Origin of the sequence: Xenorhabdus doucetiae (assembly GCF_000968195.1) — a bacterium.
Lineage (GTDB): Bacteria > Pseudomonadota > Gammaproteobacteria > Enterobacterales > Enterobacteriaceae > Xenorhabdus > Xenorhabdus doucetiae.
This window is the reverse complement of sequence record NZ_FO704550.1, coordinates 806,414-823,058: the sequence shown is the minus strand read 5'-3', so window position 1 is coordinate 823,058 and position 16,645 is coordinate 806,414. Positions and strand designations below refer to the sequence as shown.

17 protein-coding genes are annotated in these 16,645 nt (G+C 46.6%); 5 read left to right on the top strand and 12 right to left on the bottom strand.

What is annotated here, in order from left to right; all coding sequences use genetic code 11:
- Nucleotides 1-496 precede the first annotated feature (496 nt).
- Nucleotides 497-1,480, bottom strand: a complete 984-nt coding sequence (locus XDD1_RS03950; protein WP_045968892.1) for an IS30 family transposase — start codon at nt 1,478-1,480, stop codon at nt 497-499.
- Nucleotides 1,481-1,552: 72 nt separating this feature from the next.
- On the opposite strand from XDD1_RS03950, the gene XDD1_RS03945 reads away from it, so the two are divergent.
- Both XDD1_RS03945 and pcp read left to right on the top strand, forming a co-directional pair.
- Nucleotides 1,553-2,164: a helix-turn-helix transcriptional regulator gene (locus XDD1_RS03945; RefSeq protein ID WP_084720928.1), complete on the top strand. Its 612-nt coding sequence runs from the start codon at nt 1,553-1,555 to the stop codon at nt 2,162-2,164.
- A gap of 258 nt (nt 2,165-2,422) precedes the next feature.
- Nucleotides 2,423-3,088, top strand: coding sequence for a pyroglutamyl-peptidase I (pcp, locus tag XDD1_RS03935; protein ID WP_045968886.1), 666 nt, complete (start codon nt 2,423-2,425; stop codon nt 3,086-3,088).
- Between the two features lie 70 nt (nt 3,089-3,158).
- On the opposite strand, the gene pgpA is transcribed toward pcp, so the two are convergent.
- The 11 genes from pgpA to queA form a co-directional block, all read right to left on the bottom strand.
- Nucleotides 3,159-3,650: a phosphatidylglycerophosphatase A gene (pgpA, locus tag XDD1_RS03930; protein ID WP_045968884.1), complete on the bottom strand. Its 492-nt coding sequence runs from the start codon at nt 3,648-3,650 to the stop codon at nt 3,159-3,161.
- A complete protein-coding gene (thiL, locus tag XDD1_RS03925) occupies nt 3,643-4,692 on the bottom strand; it encodes a thiamine-phosphate kinase (RefSeq protein ID WP_045968882.1) in 1,050 nt (349 codons plus the stop codon). The genes pgpA and thiL overlap by 8 nt, the downstream gene beginning before the upstream one ends.
- Nucleotides 4,693-4,793: 101 nt before the next feature.
- Complete coding sequence (gene nusB, locus XDD1_RS03920; RefSeq protein ID WP_045968880.1) at nt 4,794-5,210, bottom strand: transcription antitermination factor NusB; 417 nt, start codon at nt 5,208-5,210, stop codon at nt 4,794-4,796.
- A gap of 29 nt (nt 5,211-5,239) precedes the next feature.
- Nucleotides 5,240-5,710: a 6,7-dimethyl-8-ribityllumazine synthase gene (gene ribH, locus XDD1_RS03915; RefSeq protein ID WP_045968878.1), complete on the bottom strand. Its 471-nt coding sequence runs from the start codon at nt 5,708-5,710 to the stop codon at nt 5,240-5,242.
- 98 nt (nt 5,711-5,808) lie between these two features.
- Nucleotides 5,809-6,915, bottom strand: a complete 1,107-nt coding sequence (gene ribD, locus XDD1_RS03910) for a bifunctional diaminohydroxyphosphoribosylaminopyrimidine deaminase/5-amino-6-(5-phosphoribosylamino)uracil reductase RibD (protein ID WP_045968877.1) — start codon at nt 6,913-6,915, stop codon at nt 5,809-5,811.
- Nucleotides 6,916-6,931: 16 nt separating this feature from the next.
- The gene (gene nrdR, locus XDD1_RS03905; RefSeq protein ID WP_045968875.1) at nt 6,932-7,381 is read right to left on the bottom strand and encodes a transcriptional regulator NrdR; all 450 of its coding nucleotides are present in this window, start codon (nt 7,379-7,381) and stop codon (nt 6,932-6,934) included.
- A gap of 133 nt (nt 7,382-7,514) precedes the next feature.
- Nucleotides 7,515-8,483 (bottom strand): protein translocase subunit SecF, encoded by a 969-nt coding sequence (gene secF / locus XDD1_RS03900; RefSeq protein WP_045968873.1) that lies wholly within the window; start codon nt 8,481-8,483, stop codon nt 7,515-7,517.
- Between the two features lie 10 nt (nt 8,484-8,493).
- On the bottom strand, nt 8,494-10,341 hold the full coding sequence (gene secD, locus XDD1_RS03895) for a protein translocase subunit SecD (protein WP_071827241.1): 1,848 nt from the start codon (nt 10,339-10,341) through the stop codon (nt 8,494-8,496).
- Nucleotides 10,342-10,369: 28 nt separating this feature from the next.
- Nucleotides 10,370-10,708, bottom strand: a complete 339-nt coding sequence (gene yajC, locus XDD1_RS03890) for a preprotein translocase subunit YajC (protein WP_045968871.1) — start codon at nt 10,706-10,708, stop codon at nt 10,370-10,372.
- 123 nt (nt 10,709-10,831) lie between these two features.
- Nucleotides 10,832-11,956 carry a tRNA guanosine(34) transglycosylase Tgt gene (gene tgt, locus XDD1_RS03885; protein ID WP_045968868.1) on the bottom strand — a complete coding sequence of 375 codons (1,125 nt, stop codon included), beginning with the start codon at nt 11,954-11,956 and terminating at the stop codon, nt 10,832-10,834.
- Nucleotides 11,957-12,072: 116 nt separating this feature from the next.
- On the bottom strand, nt 12,073-13,173 hold the full coding sequence (gene queA / locus XDD1_RS03880) for a tRNA preQ1(34) S-adenosylmethionine ribosyltransferase-isomerase QueA (protein WP_045968866.1): 1,101 nt from the start codon (nt 13,171-13,173) through the stop codon (nt 12,073-12,075).
- Between the two features lie 120 nt (nt 13,174-13,293).
- Between queA and XDD1_RS03875 the strand changes: the two genes are divergently transcribed.
- The 3 genes from XDD1_RS03875 to ggt all read left to right on the top strand — a co-directional run bounded on the left by XDD1_RS03875 (nt 13,294) and on the right by ggt (nt 16,616).
- Nucleotides 13,294-13,881 carry an acyl carrier protein phosphodiesterase gene (locus tag XDD1_RS03875; protein ID WP_045968864.1) on the top strand — a complete coding sequence of 196 codons (588 nt, stop codon included), beginning with the start codon at nt 13,294-13,296 and terminating at the stop codon, nt 13,879-13,881.
- Between the two features lie 178 nt (nt 13,882-14,059).
- Nucleotides 14,060-14,662 carry a peroxiredoxin C gene (locus XDD1_RS03870; protein ID WP_045968862.1) on the top strand — a complete coding sequence of 201 codons (603 nt, stop codon included), beginning with the start codon at nt 14,060-14,062 and terminating at the stop codon, nt 14,660-14,662.
- 193 nt (nt 14,663-14,855) lie between these two features.
- Nucleotides 14,856-16,616, top strand: coding sequence for a gamma-glutamyltransferase (ggt, locus tag XDD1_RS03865; protein WP_045968860.1), 1,761 nt, complete (start codon nt 14,856-14,858; stop codon nt 16,614-16,616).
- Nucleotides 16,617-16,645 lie beyond the last annotated feature (29 nt).

Here is a 16,645-nt window from a genome sequence, read left to right as displayed (position 1 = left end):
TAGTATAAAGTAAGAAGACCGTTGCTATTATTCTTTCTTCTCTCCTTCAATTGAGTTACCTAAAGTGTTAGGTTTATACTACATTCAAATTTTCATATTTATTTTTATATTATTACAGATTTTTCCCTGGTGTTGGTGCTAGTATAAGGCACTAAGAGTTGAGCAATAAATATCCATGCAATTTTTTTACCGTTGAAACACTTGAGGATTTTAACTATTTTTGGCGACATTGGAAGCGTATAAAATACTTTAATTTACATCTCTTATCCTAGGGCAAATAAACAGCATTAAGCACTTGTTTGTAATCAATGAACATTTAAATATTCATATCCAACCTTTGACTCGCTAATTATTGTGCCATATTATATGATTCAAAAAATAATGAAGGAAAAAGACCATGAGTAATAAACCTATCATTTCACCTCAAATCATTAACACACTGGCAATAAGTCACGATCCTTGGGGAATTAAAGATAATAACTCTTGGATTCGCATATTAAGCGCAACACCGTAATGAACGAAGTAAATGAGTTGGGGTTCCTGTAAATAACTCATTCGGTGTTTTATAATCTCGTGTCTTACGTGGTCGATTATTTAGTCGGTTTGCCACAAGGTTAACCTCCCGCTCTGATACCTTATTAAAATCGGTTCCTTTTGGGAAGTAATCTCTGATTAATCCATTTATGTTCTCATTTATCCCTCTTTCCCAAGGGGAATACGGATGAGCAAAATAAATTTTTGTCTCTAAATTTTTACCGATCCGTTCGTGTTCGGCAAATTCGAGTCCGTTATCAAAGGTAATTGTTTTAACTTTATGTTTTATCATCGATAAATGTCTTGTCGCCGCTTTGGCAACACCTTCTGCTGTTTTATCTTCAAGTTTAATGATGATCGTAAATAACGATTTTCGTTCAACTAAAGTCAATAAGGCACTTTTACGATCTTTGCCAACGATAGTATCCCCTTCCCAATCCCCAATACGCTGCTTTTTATCAACAATTTTTGGGCGATTATCAATACTGACTCTGTTTTTAATTTTTCCTCTGTGCTCATGGCTTCCATAGCGTTTACGATACGGTTTTTTCGCTATCCTAAGATGTTGCCATAAATCACCGCCATTTATTTTATCTTTATAAATCAATCGATAAATTGTTTCATGATGTAAAGAGATTTTCGCTTCCCGCTTGAGATAACCCACAACTTGTTCCGGACTTAAATCTTGCCAAATTAACTGTTTTATCCACTTTGTTATCTCTGGCGTGATTTTTACGGCTTTTACCTTAGAATGACGGCGTTCTAATGCTTTACGCTGAGCTTGTTCAGGTTCATATTTCTCGGCTTCCCGGTTTCGTCTCAATTCCCGGCTAATTGTTGATGGGGCCCGATTAAGCGACGTTGCAATAAAACGTTGTGTAAAACCGGCTTCTTTTAAGCCGAAAATCTGGTATCTTTCTGTTTCGGTCAGTTGCGTATAGGCCATAGTGCATTTTCCTTTGGCGAGAAAGATGCCTACTATAGCAACTGACCGCCTTTCTTAGAAATTGCACTTACTATGCGAATCCAAGACTCATGTTTTATTTATGGCAACAAAGCATTAAGTGTGCTTAAAGGGTTTCCCGATTCATTTGATTTTGAAGGACTTTATGATAAAGATCTGCCTTGGGATGATGCTGAGTTTGCAAAAGCCTATATTTATCATGATCAAAAGGTCATGCAGGAAGAAAAATCCTATGTTTCACTAGAAACACATATTTGGGGAGAAGAAAAAACATTATCCTCTTATTTTTGTGAAAAATCACCTCTTTACCATGAAAACGGTGACTGTATAGGAATTATATATCACCTATGGAAAGCCCAAGATTATTCATTAACCCGCCTATATCATGGAAAACTCCCTGCTTCCATTATGTTTCAACCTCCTACTCATTTATTTACCCAACGTGAATGGGATATTGTTTTTCTCTCTCTACATAAATATACCAGCAAACAAATTGGCAGGACATTAAATATCTCCTACCGTACTGTCGAAAATTATACCGCTCAAATATATAAAAAAGCGGGGGTTAGCTCTGCCCAACAATTAGAAGAATACTGTCGCATTAATAATTTCGATCTCTATGTACCAGAAAGATTTTTGCGTCCTGAAAGCCGTATTCTTGACTGAATCCCAAATTTTTCGGCATCCACAATAATCCGTGTCCAACCTGAAAAACACCTCATCCAATAAACATGTTTTCATCCAAGAAGTGATCTGCATTCCATTTTTACAATCCGATGCGGATTTTATTTGCCTATTTGTTAATCGCAATCTATTTATTGCTCAACAAAAGGCACAAGTCCCGACCGGATACGTTTTACTGATGACCAACAAATTCCGGCTTTACTTTTTCATGATCTTATAAAACAACAATAAGGAACCGTTATGAAAACGATTTTAGTCACTGCTTTTGAGCCTTTCGGTGGTGAAACCATCAATCCATCATGGGAGGCCGTCAGGCCATTGCAGGGAGGCCAAATTGCGGGTGCGAAGATTGACGTTTGCCAATTGCCTTGCGTTTTCGATGCTTCTCTGGAACATCTCTACACCGCCATTGAACGGGTTAAACCCGAAGTGGTAATTGCCGTCGGAGAAGCCGGAGGCAGACCCAATATCAGCGTAGAACGCATCGCAATCAATATTAACGATGCCCGTATTCCGGATAATGTCGGCAAACAGCCGATTGATACGCCTGTGATTACAGGTGGTTCTGCGGCTTATTTTTCTACCCTGCCCATCAAAGCCATAGTAAATGCGCTAAATGCTGCCGGCATTCCTGCAACCGTCTCTCAAACGGCAGGAACTTTCGTCTGCAACCATGTAATGTACGGTTTGCTGCATTATTTGCATCAACGTAATTTGCATCAACCTGCCTCCGTTGTACGGGGCGGTTTTATCCATGTTCCTTATTTGCCTGAACAGGCCGCCAGACACTCTGGTACAACACCCAGTATGGCGGCAGAGATGATGACGGCAGCATTGAAAATCGCCATCGAATCAACATGCAAAAATGAAAAAGATATTACCGCCACAGGCGGGGCAATAAGCTGAAAAAAGTAAGCTGAAAAAAGTAAGCTGAAAAAACTGAAAAATAGCCACTGTAACTCAGTGGCTATTTCATTTAGAAAGGTAATACTTGGTAGATATTCAGTAGCCAAATAACCACAACCGCAAAGATTGCCGCGATGATGTCATCCAGCATAATGCCGATCCCGCCTTTCACATAGCGGTCAAACCAGCGGATCGGCCACGGTTTCCACATATCAAAAATGCGGAATACCACAAAGCCAACCAAAACCCATTGCCAGTTGAGCACCGGGATCGCCATCAGTGTGATCCACATACCAATGAATTCATCCCAAACGACACAACCCGGATCGTCCACCTTCATGGCATCGGCGGCTTTCTGGCAAATTACGCAGCCAATGACGGTTCCCAACACAATCGCCAGCCAAATACCCCATGTCGGTAACTGCACCAGCAGCAGCCAGAAAGGGATCGCCGCCACGGAGCCCATGGTGCCCGGTATAATCGGCGATAAGCCACTACCAAATCCCGTCGCCAATAAATGCCACGGATTACTCATTTTTAAGTGGCGTTTTGCATCATCCATGCGTTCCCTCCGTTTGATCATTTTCTTCCTGATGCGCAATCGGCGGACAAGGTACTACCGGTTTTTTATCCGTTTTAAAATGGTCAAAGCCGTTCAGATCCAACGCAATTTCTTCGTTATGGTTAAAATAGCGGATGCCTTCTGATTCTGGCCTGATTTGCCCAATACAGCAGAAGCTCGCGCCGGCATGAGCCAATGCCATATTTAACGCGCCACGGTTAAGCTCAGGTACAGTAAAGCACAACTCATAATCTTCCCCGCCGCTCAACGCCCATTTCAACGCCTGTTCAGGGGAGACATATTGCTGCATCGCCTCCGAATAAGGTAACGCATCCAGATTGATGCGTGCCCCACATTGGCTCGCGGTCAGAATATGGTTGAGGTCAGAAATTAATCCATCCGACAGATCAATCGCGGAAGACGCCAGATTACGCAGTGCCTGCCCTTGTAAAACGCGGGGTTGCGGACGGAGATGGCGCTTAACCAGCCAGTTGTGGATCGCAGGATCTTCCACCCTCAGGCGCTCTTGCAGCAAGGCCAGTCCTGCGGCACTGTCACCCAAGGTTCCGGTGACATAAATCCAATCGCCGTTTTTCGCCCCGGCACGACGCAATGCCCTGTCGGCAGGCACCAGACCGTGTACGGTCAGCGTCAAACTCATGGGGCCTTTGGTCGTATCCCCGCCAATTAACTGCATACCGTAATAGTTCAATTGTTCAAACAGACTATCACTAAACCGTTTTAACCAATCCTCATTGACGTCAGGCAACGTTAACGCCAACGATGCCCAGGCTGGATCTGCCCCAACGGCAGCCAGATCACTGATATTGACAGCCAAGGCTTTGTAGGCCAAATCTTCCGGTGAGATATCAGGAAGGAAATGGACACCCGCAACCAGCGTATCCGTTGTTACCGCTAATTCTTGCTTATCTGCAACGGTTATCAGTGCACAATCATCACCAATCCCCAGATTGACATCACGGCGGCGGACGGGATGGCGATTGAAATAACGTGCAATGAGGTCAAATTCACCACATGCCATAATAGAATTCCAAAAAGTGACCAATGACGAGCACATGAGGCCGGAAATCCGGCCTCATGTGTAAAATCATCGAGTTATAATGGGGAACTCCTGGCAAGCAATCACTTTTTCTTGCGTGCTGCCGGGCCAGCTTTATCCAACACCCCATTCACGAATTTATGACTATCTTCAGCGCCAAACACTTTTGCCAGTTCAATGCCTTCATTAATAGCCACTTTGTAGGGAACATCATCACGAAAGCTTAGTTCAAACATTGATACGCGCAAGATGGCTTTTTCTACCTGACCTAACTCTTCGAGCTGGCGGGAAAGATAAGGCGCCATCAAGGCATCCAATTTTGTAGCATTGACTGCTACCCCGGACAGCAATTCACGGAAATAGGTGACATCAACACCGGTTACGTCCTGCTCTGACAGAAACTGCAATTCAACATCAGCGATGCTGTTTTTGGATAATTGCCATGAATAAATTGCCTGAACAGCACACTCACGAGCACGACGACGAGCAGCAGGTTTCACAAAATTCCCCTTAATTAAAACTAAAAAACTTAAGCCTTAATGGCTTTAATTACATTGATCATTTCCAATGCGGTCAAGGCTGCTTCCGCACCTTTATTACCCGCTTTAGTCCCTGCGCGTTCAATGGCCTGCTCAATATTTTCAGTGGTCAGAACACCAAATGTGACAGGAATGTCGCTGGACATGGCCACACTGGACAAGCCTGAACTGCATTCGCCGGCAACATATTCGAAGTGAGCTGTACCGCCACGGATCACCGTTCCCAAAGCGATAACCGCATCATATTTTTGCGATTCAGCCAGCGCCTTGACGGTTAATGGCAGTTCATAAGCGCCTGGCACCCATACGACGGTGATATTGTCTGTAGAAACCTGACCGATGCGTTCTAGCGCATCAATGGCCCCTTCCAGCAGGCTGTCATTAATGAAGTTGTTAAAGCGGGCAATCGCAATAGCAATGCGGGCTTCAGGAGCTGCAACAACACCTTTGATTACGTTCATAGCCTTCCTTATACCTTATTCATATCCGCAGGGGCGCGGATCTTATCACATTATTTTTCTCTGCGTCTTGGTTTATGTCCAAACTTAAATCAGGACACCTAAAGCGGTCGTAAACGCAGACGCACATCCGGGCCAATCTGTTGAACATCAAACAGAGAAAATTCAGGCGCATCCGATAATTTTTGCAATTCAGGGATATCGAACAACCCACGGGCACGGTTACCCAACACTTTAGGCGCGATATACAGGATCAATTCATCGACCAGGCCCAGCGATAATAACGCCCCGGCCAAGGCAGGGCCACATTCCGACCAGACAGAATTCACCTGACGCTTACCCAGTTGCATCATCAGCAACACTAAATCGACACCGTGGCCATGTTCCGGCAATAAAATCTGTTCGACCTGATCAGGCCATTTTTGTGGATCTTGCTGAGTACGTGCCAGCCAACATTCCCCGGTTTGCCGGATAACTTGGTGCTGTGGCGTCACACGATTTTGGCTATCCGTAATAATACGAATTGGCTGGCGGAGCAATTCTTGCGGATAAACGGCTTGTGTTTCGGCATCCAGCTCATGCCAACGAACCGTCAGAGAGGGATCATCGGCCAACACCGTTGCGCTGGAACTCAAAATGGCACTGCATTGCGCCCGTAGTTTCTGCACATCTTGGCGGGCTTGCGGTGAGGTAATCCACTTGCTTTCCCCCGATGCCAATGCAGTCCGGCCATCCAATGATGCGCCCAGTTTCAATTGCAGGTATGGGAACCCGGTCCGCATGCGTTTAAGAAATCCTTTGTTCAGGGATTCCGCCTGCTCCATCATCAAGCCATGTTCAACGGCAATGCCGGCTTGCTGTAATTTATATAAACCCCGTCCGGCAACTTGCGGATTAGGATCTTGCATCGCGACCACCACACGGCTTAAGCCCGCGGCAATCAAAGCATCAGCACAGGGCGGTGTTTTACCGTGATGGCTGCACGGTTCAAGGGTCACATAAGCGGTAGCGCCCTTGGCTTTTTCGCCTGCCATACGCAGGGCATGAACTTCGGCATGAGGCTCGCCCGCCCGTAAATGAAAACCTTCCCCAACGATCTGCTCATCCTTAACGATGACACAACCGACATTCGGGTTTGGGGATGTGGTAAAACGCCCTTGATACGCCAACTCCAGCGCGCGGGACATATAGATTTCATCAAGTGTCATAACGTTTAGTCAGTGTTTAGTCTTGTAGTCTGGCTATCTCTTCACCGAATTCGCGAACATCTTCAAAGCTGCGGTAAACAGAAGCAAAACGGATATAGGCCACTTTATCCAGTTTTTTCAGTGCATCCATGACAAAGTTGCCGATCATTTTGGCCGGAATTTCACGCTCTCCGGTTGCCCGTACCTGTGATTTAATATGGCTAATCGCGGTTTCTACATCATCAGAGCTGACAGGGCGCTTTTCCAGTGCCTTTTGCATTCCACGACGCAATTTCTCTTCGTCGAAAGGCTCCCGAATATCATCACTCTTAATGACGCGCGGCATCACCAGTTCGGCAACTTCAAACGTCGTGAAGCGCTCATGACATTCCAGGCACTGACGGCGACGGCGCACTTGTGAGCCATCCCCAACCAAACGGGAATCAATAACTTTAGTATCAACGGCTGCGCAAAATGGGCAATGCATATCGTTTCCTGACAGTTAACCGATGGGGTAACAGTGTACCTTGAAGTGATGATGAAAAACACCCTGTCAGTAAGTACTCACAGGGTGTTTATGCAATATCAGCGCGCGATCATGCAAAATGATCCACAAGACCTCAAGGAAGAATGGAGGGCTGATCTGCCCCTTCTTTCTCCACTTTCTGCTGGATCAAATGCTCACGTTTCATCCCCAACTTCAACGCCAGTGCAGAAGCAACATAGATGGAAGAGATGGTACCGATAGAAACACCGATTAACATCACCAGTGAGAAGCCTTTCAGCATTTCGCCACCGAAAATGTACAGCATCAATACCACCAACAAGGTGGTGGCGGAAGTCATAATCGTGCGGCTCAAAGTTTGAGTCAGGGAGATGTTGGTGATTTCATACGACGTACCACGGCGGATCTTGCGGAAGTTCTCACGGATACGATCCGACACCACAATGCTGTCATTCAATGAGTAGCCGATTACGGACATCAATGACGCAACGATAGTCAGGTCAATTTCGATGTGGAACACCGACAGAATACCCAGCGTAATCACCACGTCATGTGCCAGTGCAATCACTGCCCCCAATGCCAGACGCCATTCAAAGCGGAAACCGACATAAATCAGGATACAGATCAAGGCCACCAGCAATGCCATCGCGCCGGTTTGTGCCAGTTCGTTCCCGACACTAGGGCCGACGAATTCCACCCGTTTAACCGTGGCTTCTTTATCGATATCTTGGTTGATGACCGAGATAATCTTATTGCCAAGTTCTTGCCCGGCATTCCCTTCCACCGGTGGCATACGCACCATCACATCCCGGCTGCTGCCGAAATTTTGCAATAGTGGGTCAGCAAAGCCATTCTGGTTCAGGCTCGCCCGCATCTTGTCCAGATCCGCGGGTTGACTCAGCTTCACTTCAATGACCGTACCACCGGTAAAATCAAGCCCCCAGTTAAACCCACGTGCGCCGATCATCATGATGGAAGCGACCAACAGCAGGAACGAAATCCCAAAGGCAACGTTGTCCCAGCGCATAAAGTCGATAACTTTACGCCCATAGTTTAATTGTTCAACAGTATAATCCTGTGCCACAACGTGCTCCTTAAATTGACAACTTATTGACACGCTTGCCACCGTACAGCATGTTCACGATTGCACGTGTTCCCACAATAGCAGTGAACATCGACGTCGCCACACCAATAGCGGTAGTGATCGCAAAGCCCTTGATAGAGCCAGTCCCCACGGCATACAAAATGATGGCTGTAATCAACGTCGTCAGGTTTGCATCGATGATACTGGAAAACGCCCCGCGATAACCTTCATGAATGGCCTGCTGGACTGAACGGCCATTGCGCAATTCTTCTTTGATACGTTCGTTGATCAATACGTTGGCATCCACGGCGACGGCAAGAGTCAGGACGATACCGGCAATCCCCGGCATGGTCAGCGTTGCGCCCGGCAACAGGGACATAATACCAACAATCAGTACCAGGTTAGCCAATAACGCAGAGCTCGCAATCAGGCCAAACTTGCGGTAGTAAATCACCATAAATACGACAGAAGCAATCAGCCCCCACAGACACGCTTCAAGGCCCTGCTCAATATTTTGCAAGCCCAGCGTTGGCCCAATGGTACGCTCTTCCACAATCTGGATCGGTGCGATCAACGCCCCCGCACGCAGTAACAGCGACAACTGACGCGCTTCCGCCGGATTGCTGATGCCTGTAATGCGGAAACTGTTACCCAAGCGGGACTGAATGGTGGCGATGTTGATCACTTCTTCTTGCTTCACCAAGACCGCACGACCATTGGCATCTTTCTTGCCGCTGTCCTTGTATTCCACAAACAGCGTTGCCATGGGTTTATGCAGATTATCTTTGGTGAAATTAGACATCGCGGTGCCACCCGCACTATCCAGCGAAATATTCACCTGCGGATAGCCGTTCTCATCCGTGCTGGAAGTCGAATCGGTAATATGGTCACCCGTCAGGATAACACGCTTGTACAGCACAACCGGGCTGCCATCACGGGTATCTTTTACTTCTGAATCAGCCGGAATACGGCCATATTGAATGACGTTCTGGTCAACATTGTTATTAACCAGACGGAATTCCAGTGTTGCGGTTGCCCCCAGGATCTCTTTCGCACGGGCAGTATCCTGAATACCGGGCAGTTCAACCACGATACGGTCGGCACCTTGACGTTGAACCAGAGGTTCCGCCACCCCCAATTGGTTGACACGGTTACGCAAGATAGTGATGTTCTGCTGTACCGCATAAGTACGCGCCTCACGCAGACGTTCATCACTCATCACCACTTTCAGCGTGCTTTCTGCTCCGGTGGAGAACACTAAGTCACGGTGGCGGGGTTCAAGATAGCTTTCCGCTTTAGAACGGGCATCGTTATCACGGAAACGGATTTCGACGCCATAATTATCCGTTTTGCGGATCGTAGAATAAGGAATGCCTTGATCACGCAATTCAGAACGCAAGCCATCGATATTCTGTTCCTGCAATTTGCCCAGCGCAGTTTCCATATCCACTTCCATCAAGAAGTGAACACCACCCCGCAGGTCAAGCCCCAGTTTCATCGGTTCAGCACCAACGGCGCTTAACCAAACAGGCGTTGCCGGTGCGAGGTTCAATGCCACGACATACTGTTCACCCAGTGCAGAGACCAGTGCTTCACGCGCACGGAGTTGCACATCGGTGCTACTGAAACGAGCAAGGATTGCACCATTTTCCAATGCAATGGACTTGCTCTTAATGTGATCTTTTTCTAAAACATTACGGACTTGGTCCAGCGTTTTTTCACTGGCGGCGATACCTCGCGCGCCAGTGATTTGTACAGCCGGATCCTCACCATAAAGGTTGGGAAGTGCATAAAGCAAACCGATGAGGATCGCAGCGATCAGCATCAGATACTTCCACAAAGGATAACGGTTCAACACGGCAGTTCCCTTCGGGAAAATCGGAAAATTAAATAGCCTTCATTGTACCTTTCGGCAAAACGGCGGCGACGAAGTCACGTTTGACGGTTATTTCTGTGGTCTCATTCAGTGCAATAACAACATAGCCGGTGTCAGACACTTTAGTGACTCGACCAACCAAACCACCCGAAGTCAGCACTTCATCTCCCTTGGAGATGGAGTCCATCAGTTTCTTATGTTCTTTGGTACGTTTTTGTTGTGGACGCAGGATCATGAAATAGAAAATCAAACCGAAAACAACCAGCATGATAATCAGAGAATATGGGTTCCCCTGAGCTTGCGCTGGTGCACCAGCGGCTGCCGCAGCTTCAGAAATAAAAAAACTCATCAAATTTCCCTCATTGTTATCGAAAATGTGACTGTCGAAATATTGCGATTGAAAATCGACAGTGGCTCGATCAAAAACCAGCCCAATATGCTACACATATTGAGACTGATTAGTCACGATAAATTATATATTTAACGGCGGAACGGGTTTACCGATCTGCTGATAAAACGTTTCGACAAACGGTTCCAGTTTGCCTTCTTCAATGGCTTGGCGAATGCCAGCCATTAAACGCTGATAATACCTTAAATTATGTATCGTATTCAGCCTTGCACCAAGAATTTCGTTACAGCGATCAAGGTGATGGAGGTATGCCCGGCTATAATTGCGACAAGTATAGCAATCACAATGCTCATCCAACGGAGAAGTGTCTTCTTTATGTTTGGCATTGCGGATTTTGATCACCCCTTCGGTCACAAACAGGTGACCATTGCGGGCATTACGTGTTGGCATCACGCAGTCAAACATATCGATACCACGACGAACCCCTTCAACCAAATCCTCTGGCTTACCAACGCCCATCAAATAGCGAGGCTTATCCTGTGGGATCTGAGGGCAAACATGTTCCAGAATACGGTGCATATCTTCTTTAGGTTCACCGACCGCAAGCCCTCCTACAGCGTAGCCATCAAAGCCGATTTCCACCAACCCTTTTATGGAAACATCACGCAGGTCTTCATAAACACTACCTTGAATAATACCAAACAAGGCATTTTTATTACCCAACTCATCAAAACGTTGGCGACTACGGGCAGCCCAGCGCAATGACATTTCCATCGAACGTTTCGCGTAATCCCAGTCCGCGGGATAGGGCGTACATTCATCAAAAATCATGACAATATCGGAACCCAAGTCATACTGGATTTCCATGGATTTTTCCGGGCTGAGAAACACCGGCGTTCCATTGATAGGGTTACGGAAGTGAACTCCCTCTTCCTTGATTTTACGCATGGCACCGAGGCTAAAAACCTGAAAACCGCCAGAGTCAGTCAAAATAGGGCCTTGCCACTGCATAAAATCATGCAGGTCACCATGCAATTTCATGATTTCCTGCCCCGGACGCAACCAAAGGTGGAAAGTATTCCCTAACAGGATCTGCGCTCCGGTTTCTTTCACCTCTTCCGGTGTCATGCCTTTTACCGTGCCGTAAGTTCCCACAGGCATAAATGCCGGTGTTTCCACAACACCACGATCAAAAACCAAGCGGCCACGACGGGCATTGCCATCCGTCTTTTGTAACTCAAATTTCACTTAACCTCCAGACATCAGAAAAACAGTCCGATGCGATGTTTAGATGCCATTCAAATCAGCGGAGCTGAAATGAAAAATATTCTGATTTTAAACTCTTTTATTTCAAAGTAATTAATTTATTTGGATACCATCTCTTTTGCTGCCATTCTATTGCGATTGATAAACATGGCATCACCATAACTGAAAAAGCGATATTTTTCTGCTACCGCTTCTTTGTAGGCACTCATGGTATTTTGATAACCGGCAAACGCAGAAACCAGCATGATCAGTGTGGATTCGGGCAAATGGAAATTGGTGATCAGTGCATCGACAACCTGATATTCAAATCCAGGATAGATAAAGATCTGAGTATCACCAAAAAATGGCGCAATAATCCCATCCTGACAAGCTCTCGCGGCACTTTCCAGTGAACGGACGGAGGTTGTTCCTACAGCAACAACGTTATTACCACGTGCCTTACACGCCAGTATCGCATCCACGACCTCCTGTGGCACTTCCGCATATTCGGCGTGCATCACGTGATCTTCAATCGTCTCCACCCGCACAGGCTGGAAAGTCCCGGCACCAACATGCAGGGTGACAAAGGCCATCTCGACGCCTTTTTCACGCAGGGCAGCCAAAAGTGGCTCATCAAAATGCAATCCGGCAGTTGGAGCCGCCACCGCTCCTGGACGTTCACTATAGACAGTCTGATACAATTCACGATCCGCATCTTCATCAGGGCGAGCGATATATGGAGGCAGTGGCATGTGACCGATCTGATCCAAAATGGTCAAGACATCACGCTCATCATCAAAACGGATTTCAAACAAAGTATCGTGACGCGCCAGCATCGTTGCCTTAATGCTTCGAGCCTCACCAAGAGCATCTTCACCAAGAACATCACCACCAAGAATCAGTTCAGTCCCTTCTTTTGGTGCCTTGGACGCACGAATGTGAGCAAGTACTCGCTTATCATCCAGCATCCTTTCGACTAAAACTTCCAACTTTCCCCCCGTCGCTTTGCGGCCAAACAGACGCGCAGGAATGACGCGGGTATTATTGAAAACCAACAGATCACCGGCTTCCAGCTTATCCAGCACATCAGTAAAAATACCGTGCGACAGCTTGCCTGTTTCACCATCAAGGGAAAGCAAGCGACAAGCACTTCGTTGCGGCTGGGGATAGTGAGCAATCAGCTCTTCTGGCAGTTCAAATGTAAAATCAGCGACACGCATTTTATCTGTATCAATTAAAAAAACAGGCGGACTAGTCTAGTGCTGCAAACGCCAGGGTGCAACCAAAGAAGCGCTTGGTTTAACTACTTACGGAATACTCTTTTACGGTATACTCTCACCATGAATTTTCTTGCACACCTTCATTTAGCGGCATTAGCGGAAAGCTCCTTATTGGGAAATTTGATGGCGGATTTCGTTCGGGGTTCCCCGGAAGGCGCATTCAGTCCTGATATTGTGGCGGGTATCCGGATGCATCGTCGGGTAGACAGCCTGACAGACCAGCATCCGCTTGTCACACAGGCACGCAAATTATTCCGTGACGAATATCGGCGCGTTGCCCCCATTACTCTTGATATTGTCTGGGATCACTTTCTTTCCCTTCATTGGGACAAATTTGAAAAAAATTACTCGCTACCTGAGTTTGTCAATTTTGCCCGCAACAATATAGAACCTCATCTCGCCTCAACCCCGAAAAAATTTCAAGCATTGAACAACACCCTTTGGTCACAGAACTTGCTTATCCGTTATGCTGATATGTCATGTATCGCCAATGTGTTGCAAAACATGGCACGCCAGCGGCCGAAATTATCCGCACTGGCCGGATCGTATCAGGATATCGAAAATCATTACCTTGATTTTGAAACGCTATTTTGCCAGTTCTACCCAGAGATGATGGCATTAGCGTCAAATAAGCGTCTGCTTGGATAGGACTTGAACTTTTTATAAATAGCTTTATCTTAATGTAGTCTAAAAGGAATTAAAAACAGCCTATTGATAGGTAAAACCTATTATATCAATTGGTATTTTATCCTTTATTGCTATACCCTAATTCCTTATGCTGTAACCCGTTTTTACATCACACCTTTTAAAATCACAGGAGTCAATTATGGTTTTAGTCACCCGCCAAGCCCCTGACTTTACAGCGACTGCCGTTCTCGGTAACGGTGAAATAGTTAATAACTTCAACCTGAAAAAACACCTGAATGGCCGCCCTGCTGTTCTTTTCTTCTGGCCAATGGATTTCACTTTCGTCTGCCCTTCTGAGCTGATTGCTTTCGATCATCGCTATGAAGAATTCCAGAAACGTGGTGTTGAAGTTGTTGGTGTCTCCTTCGACTCTGAATTCGTTCACAATGCATGGCGTAAGACCCCAATCAACGCAGGTGGCATCGGCGAAGTCAAATATCCAATGGTTGCTGATATCAAACGTGACATCATGAAAGCCTACGGTATTGAGCACCCAGAAGCTGGCGTTGCTCTGCGTGGTTCTTTCCTGATCGACAAAAACGGTGTTGTCCGTCATCAAGTGGTTAACGATCTGCCACTGGGTCGTAACATTGATGAAATGTTGCGTATGGTTGACGCGCTGCAATTCCATGAAGAGCACGGCGAAGTTTGTCCTGCACAATGGGCGAAAGGTCAAGAAGGCATGGGCGCTTCACCTGAGGGCGTTGCAAAATACCTGACCAAAAACGCTGACAAACTGTAATATCCATCAAGATTCAATCAGTCCGTTATATTCGAACTATCCAAAACCAGCCGTCCCATCGGCTGGTTTTTTTATTTCCCAAAATCCCGCTCTTTAGATAAGGTGTGTTAATCATTAGAAACAAAAAAAACACAAACACCCAAATCCATTAACAATCAGCCATCAAAATTGGCTTATGTCAGGAGAACAATACATGTTCAAAGCATGGAAAATTCCACTTATTGCTGTCTCCCTACTGATTTCCACTCCACTTTATTCTGCCACTGAGCCTGCTGTTGAAGCCAAACAAGGCATGGTTGTCAGTGCACAACGTCTTGCTTCACAGGCTGGCATCGATATTCTCAAAATGGGCGGGAACGCCATTGATGCCGCTGTCGCCGTTGGCTATGCCCAAGCCGTGGTGAATCCCTGCTGCGGCAATATTGGCGGTGGTGGTTTTATGACTATCCATCTCGCCAATGGCAAAGATACTTTCATTAATTTCCGTGAAACAGCCCCTGCCGCCGCCAGCGCTGATATGTATCTGGATAAAGACGGAAACGTTATCAAAGGCGCCAGCCTGTATGGTTATAACGCGATTGCTGTACCGGGTACCGTCATGGGGTTTGAAGAGGCATTGAAAAAGTACGGCACATTGTCCCGCGAACAAGTCATGGCACCCGCGATCAAACTGGCGCGTGAAGGCTATATTCTGACCCGTGGCGATACCGATGTTCTGGACACCACGGTTAAGCGCATCGCCCAAGACCCGGAAGCGGCCCGTATTTTCCTGCGCAAGGATGGTACGCCATTTGAACCGGGGGACAGACTGATCCAAACCGATTTGGCTAATACGCTGGAAATGATTGCTAAACAGGGGCCTGAGGCTTTTTACCACGGCAAAATTCCCCAATTAGTTGAAGAGGCCTCAAAAAAATCAGGAGGAATGATTACCGCAGCGGATTTTGCCAATTACCACGTCACAGAAACAGCCCCCGTCACCTGTAGTTACCGAGGCTACAAGTTTATCTCTTCTCCGCCTCCCAGCTCTGGCGGCGTGACATTATGCGAAATATTAAACATCGTTGAAGGCTACGATCTTAAATCTATGGGATACAACTCTGCTGCCTATATTCATACATTGACAGAAGCCATGCGTCACGCCTACATGGATAGAAATACCTATCTGGGCGATCCAGCCTTTATCAACAACCCGCTTGACCGACTGTTGAGTAAAAGCTATGCCGCATCGCTCAGAAAAGAGATTCAGCCCAACAAAGCCACTCCATCCGTGAATATCCAGCCAGGTATTGGCCCCCATGAAAAACCCGAAACCACCCATTATTCCGTGGTCGATAAAGCAGGCAACGCGGTATCAACGACTTACACCATCAATGGCCGTTTTGGTGCTGTCGTGATTGCACCGGGAACAGGCTTTTTCCTTAACGATGAAATGGATGATTTCACCACTAAAGTTGGTGAGAAAAATCTGTACGGACTCGTCCAAGGTGCCACCAATGCCATTGCACCTGGTAAGCGCCCACTATCATCAATGAGCCCGACACTGGTGACCAAAGATAACAAGATCTTTCTGGTCTTAGGCTCTCCGGGAGGTTCGCGCATTATCTCCATCACGCTACAAGCTGCCCTGAATATCATCGAATTCAACATGCCGCCACAAGAAGCCGTCAATAGCCCACGCTTCCACCATCAATGGCTGCCTGATGAGGTTTATTATGAGCAACGTGGTCTGTCGAAAGATACCCTGAATTTACTGGCAAAAATGGGCTACAAAATGGTGGAACAGACACCGTGGGGAGCAACAGAGTTAATTATGATTGGATTGCCGGGTGCTGCGGGTGTGACTCACGTTTCATCAGGCAATGATTCCGCCGTATCAGGCATTGTCCGTGAAGGCTATATCTACGGCTCCAATGATGCACGGCGACCTGCCGGTGCCGCGATTGGTTATTAAATGGCTAACGGGCGGTTTGATGGATAAAC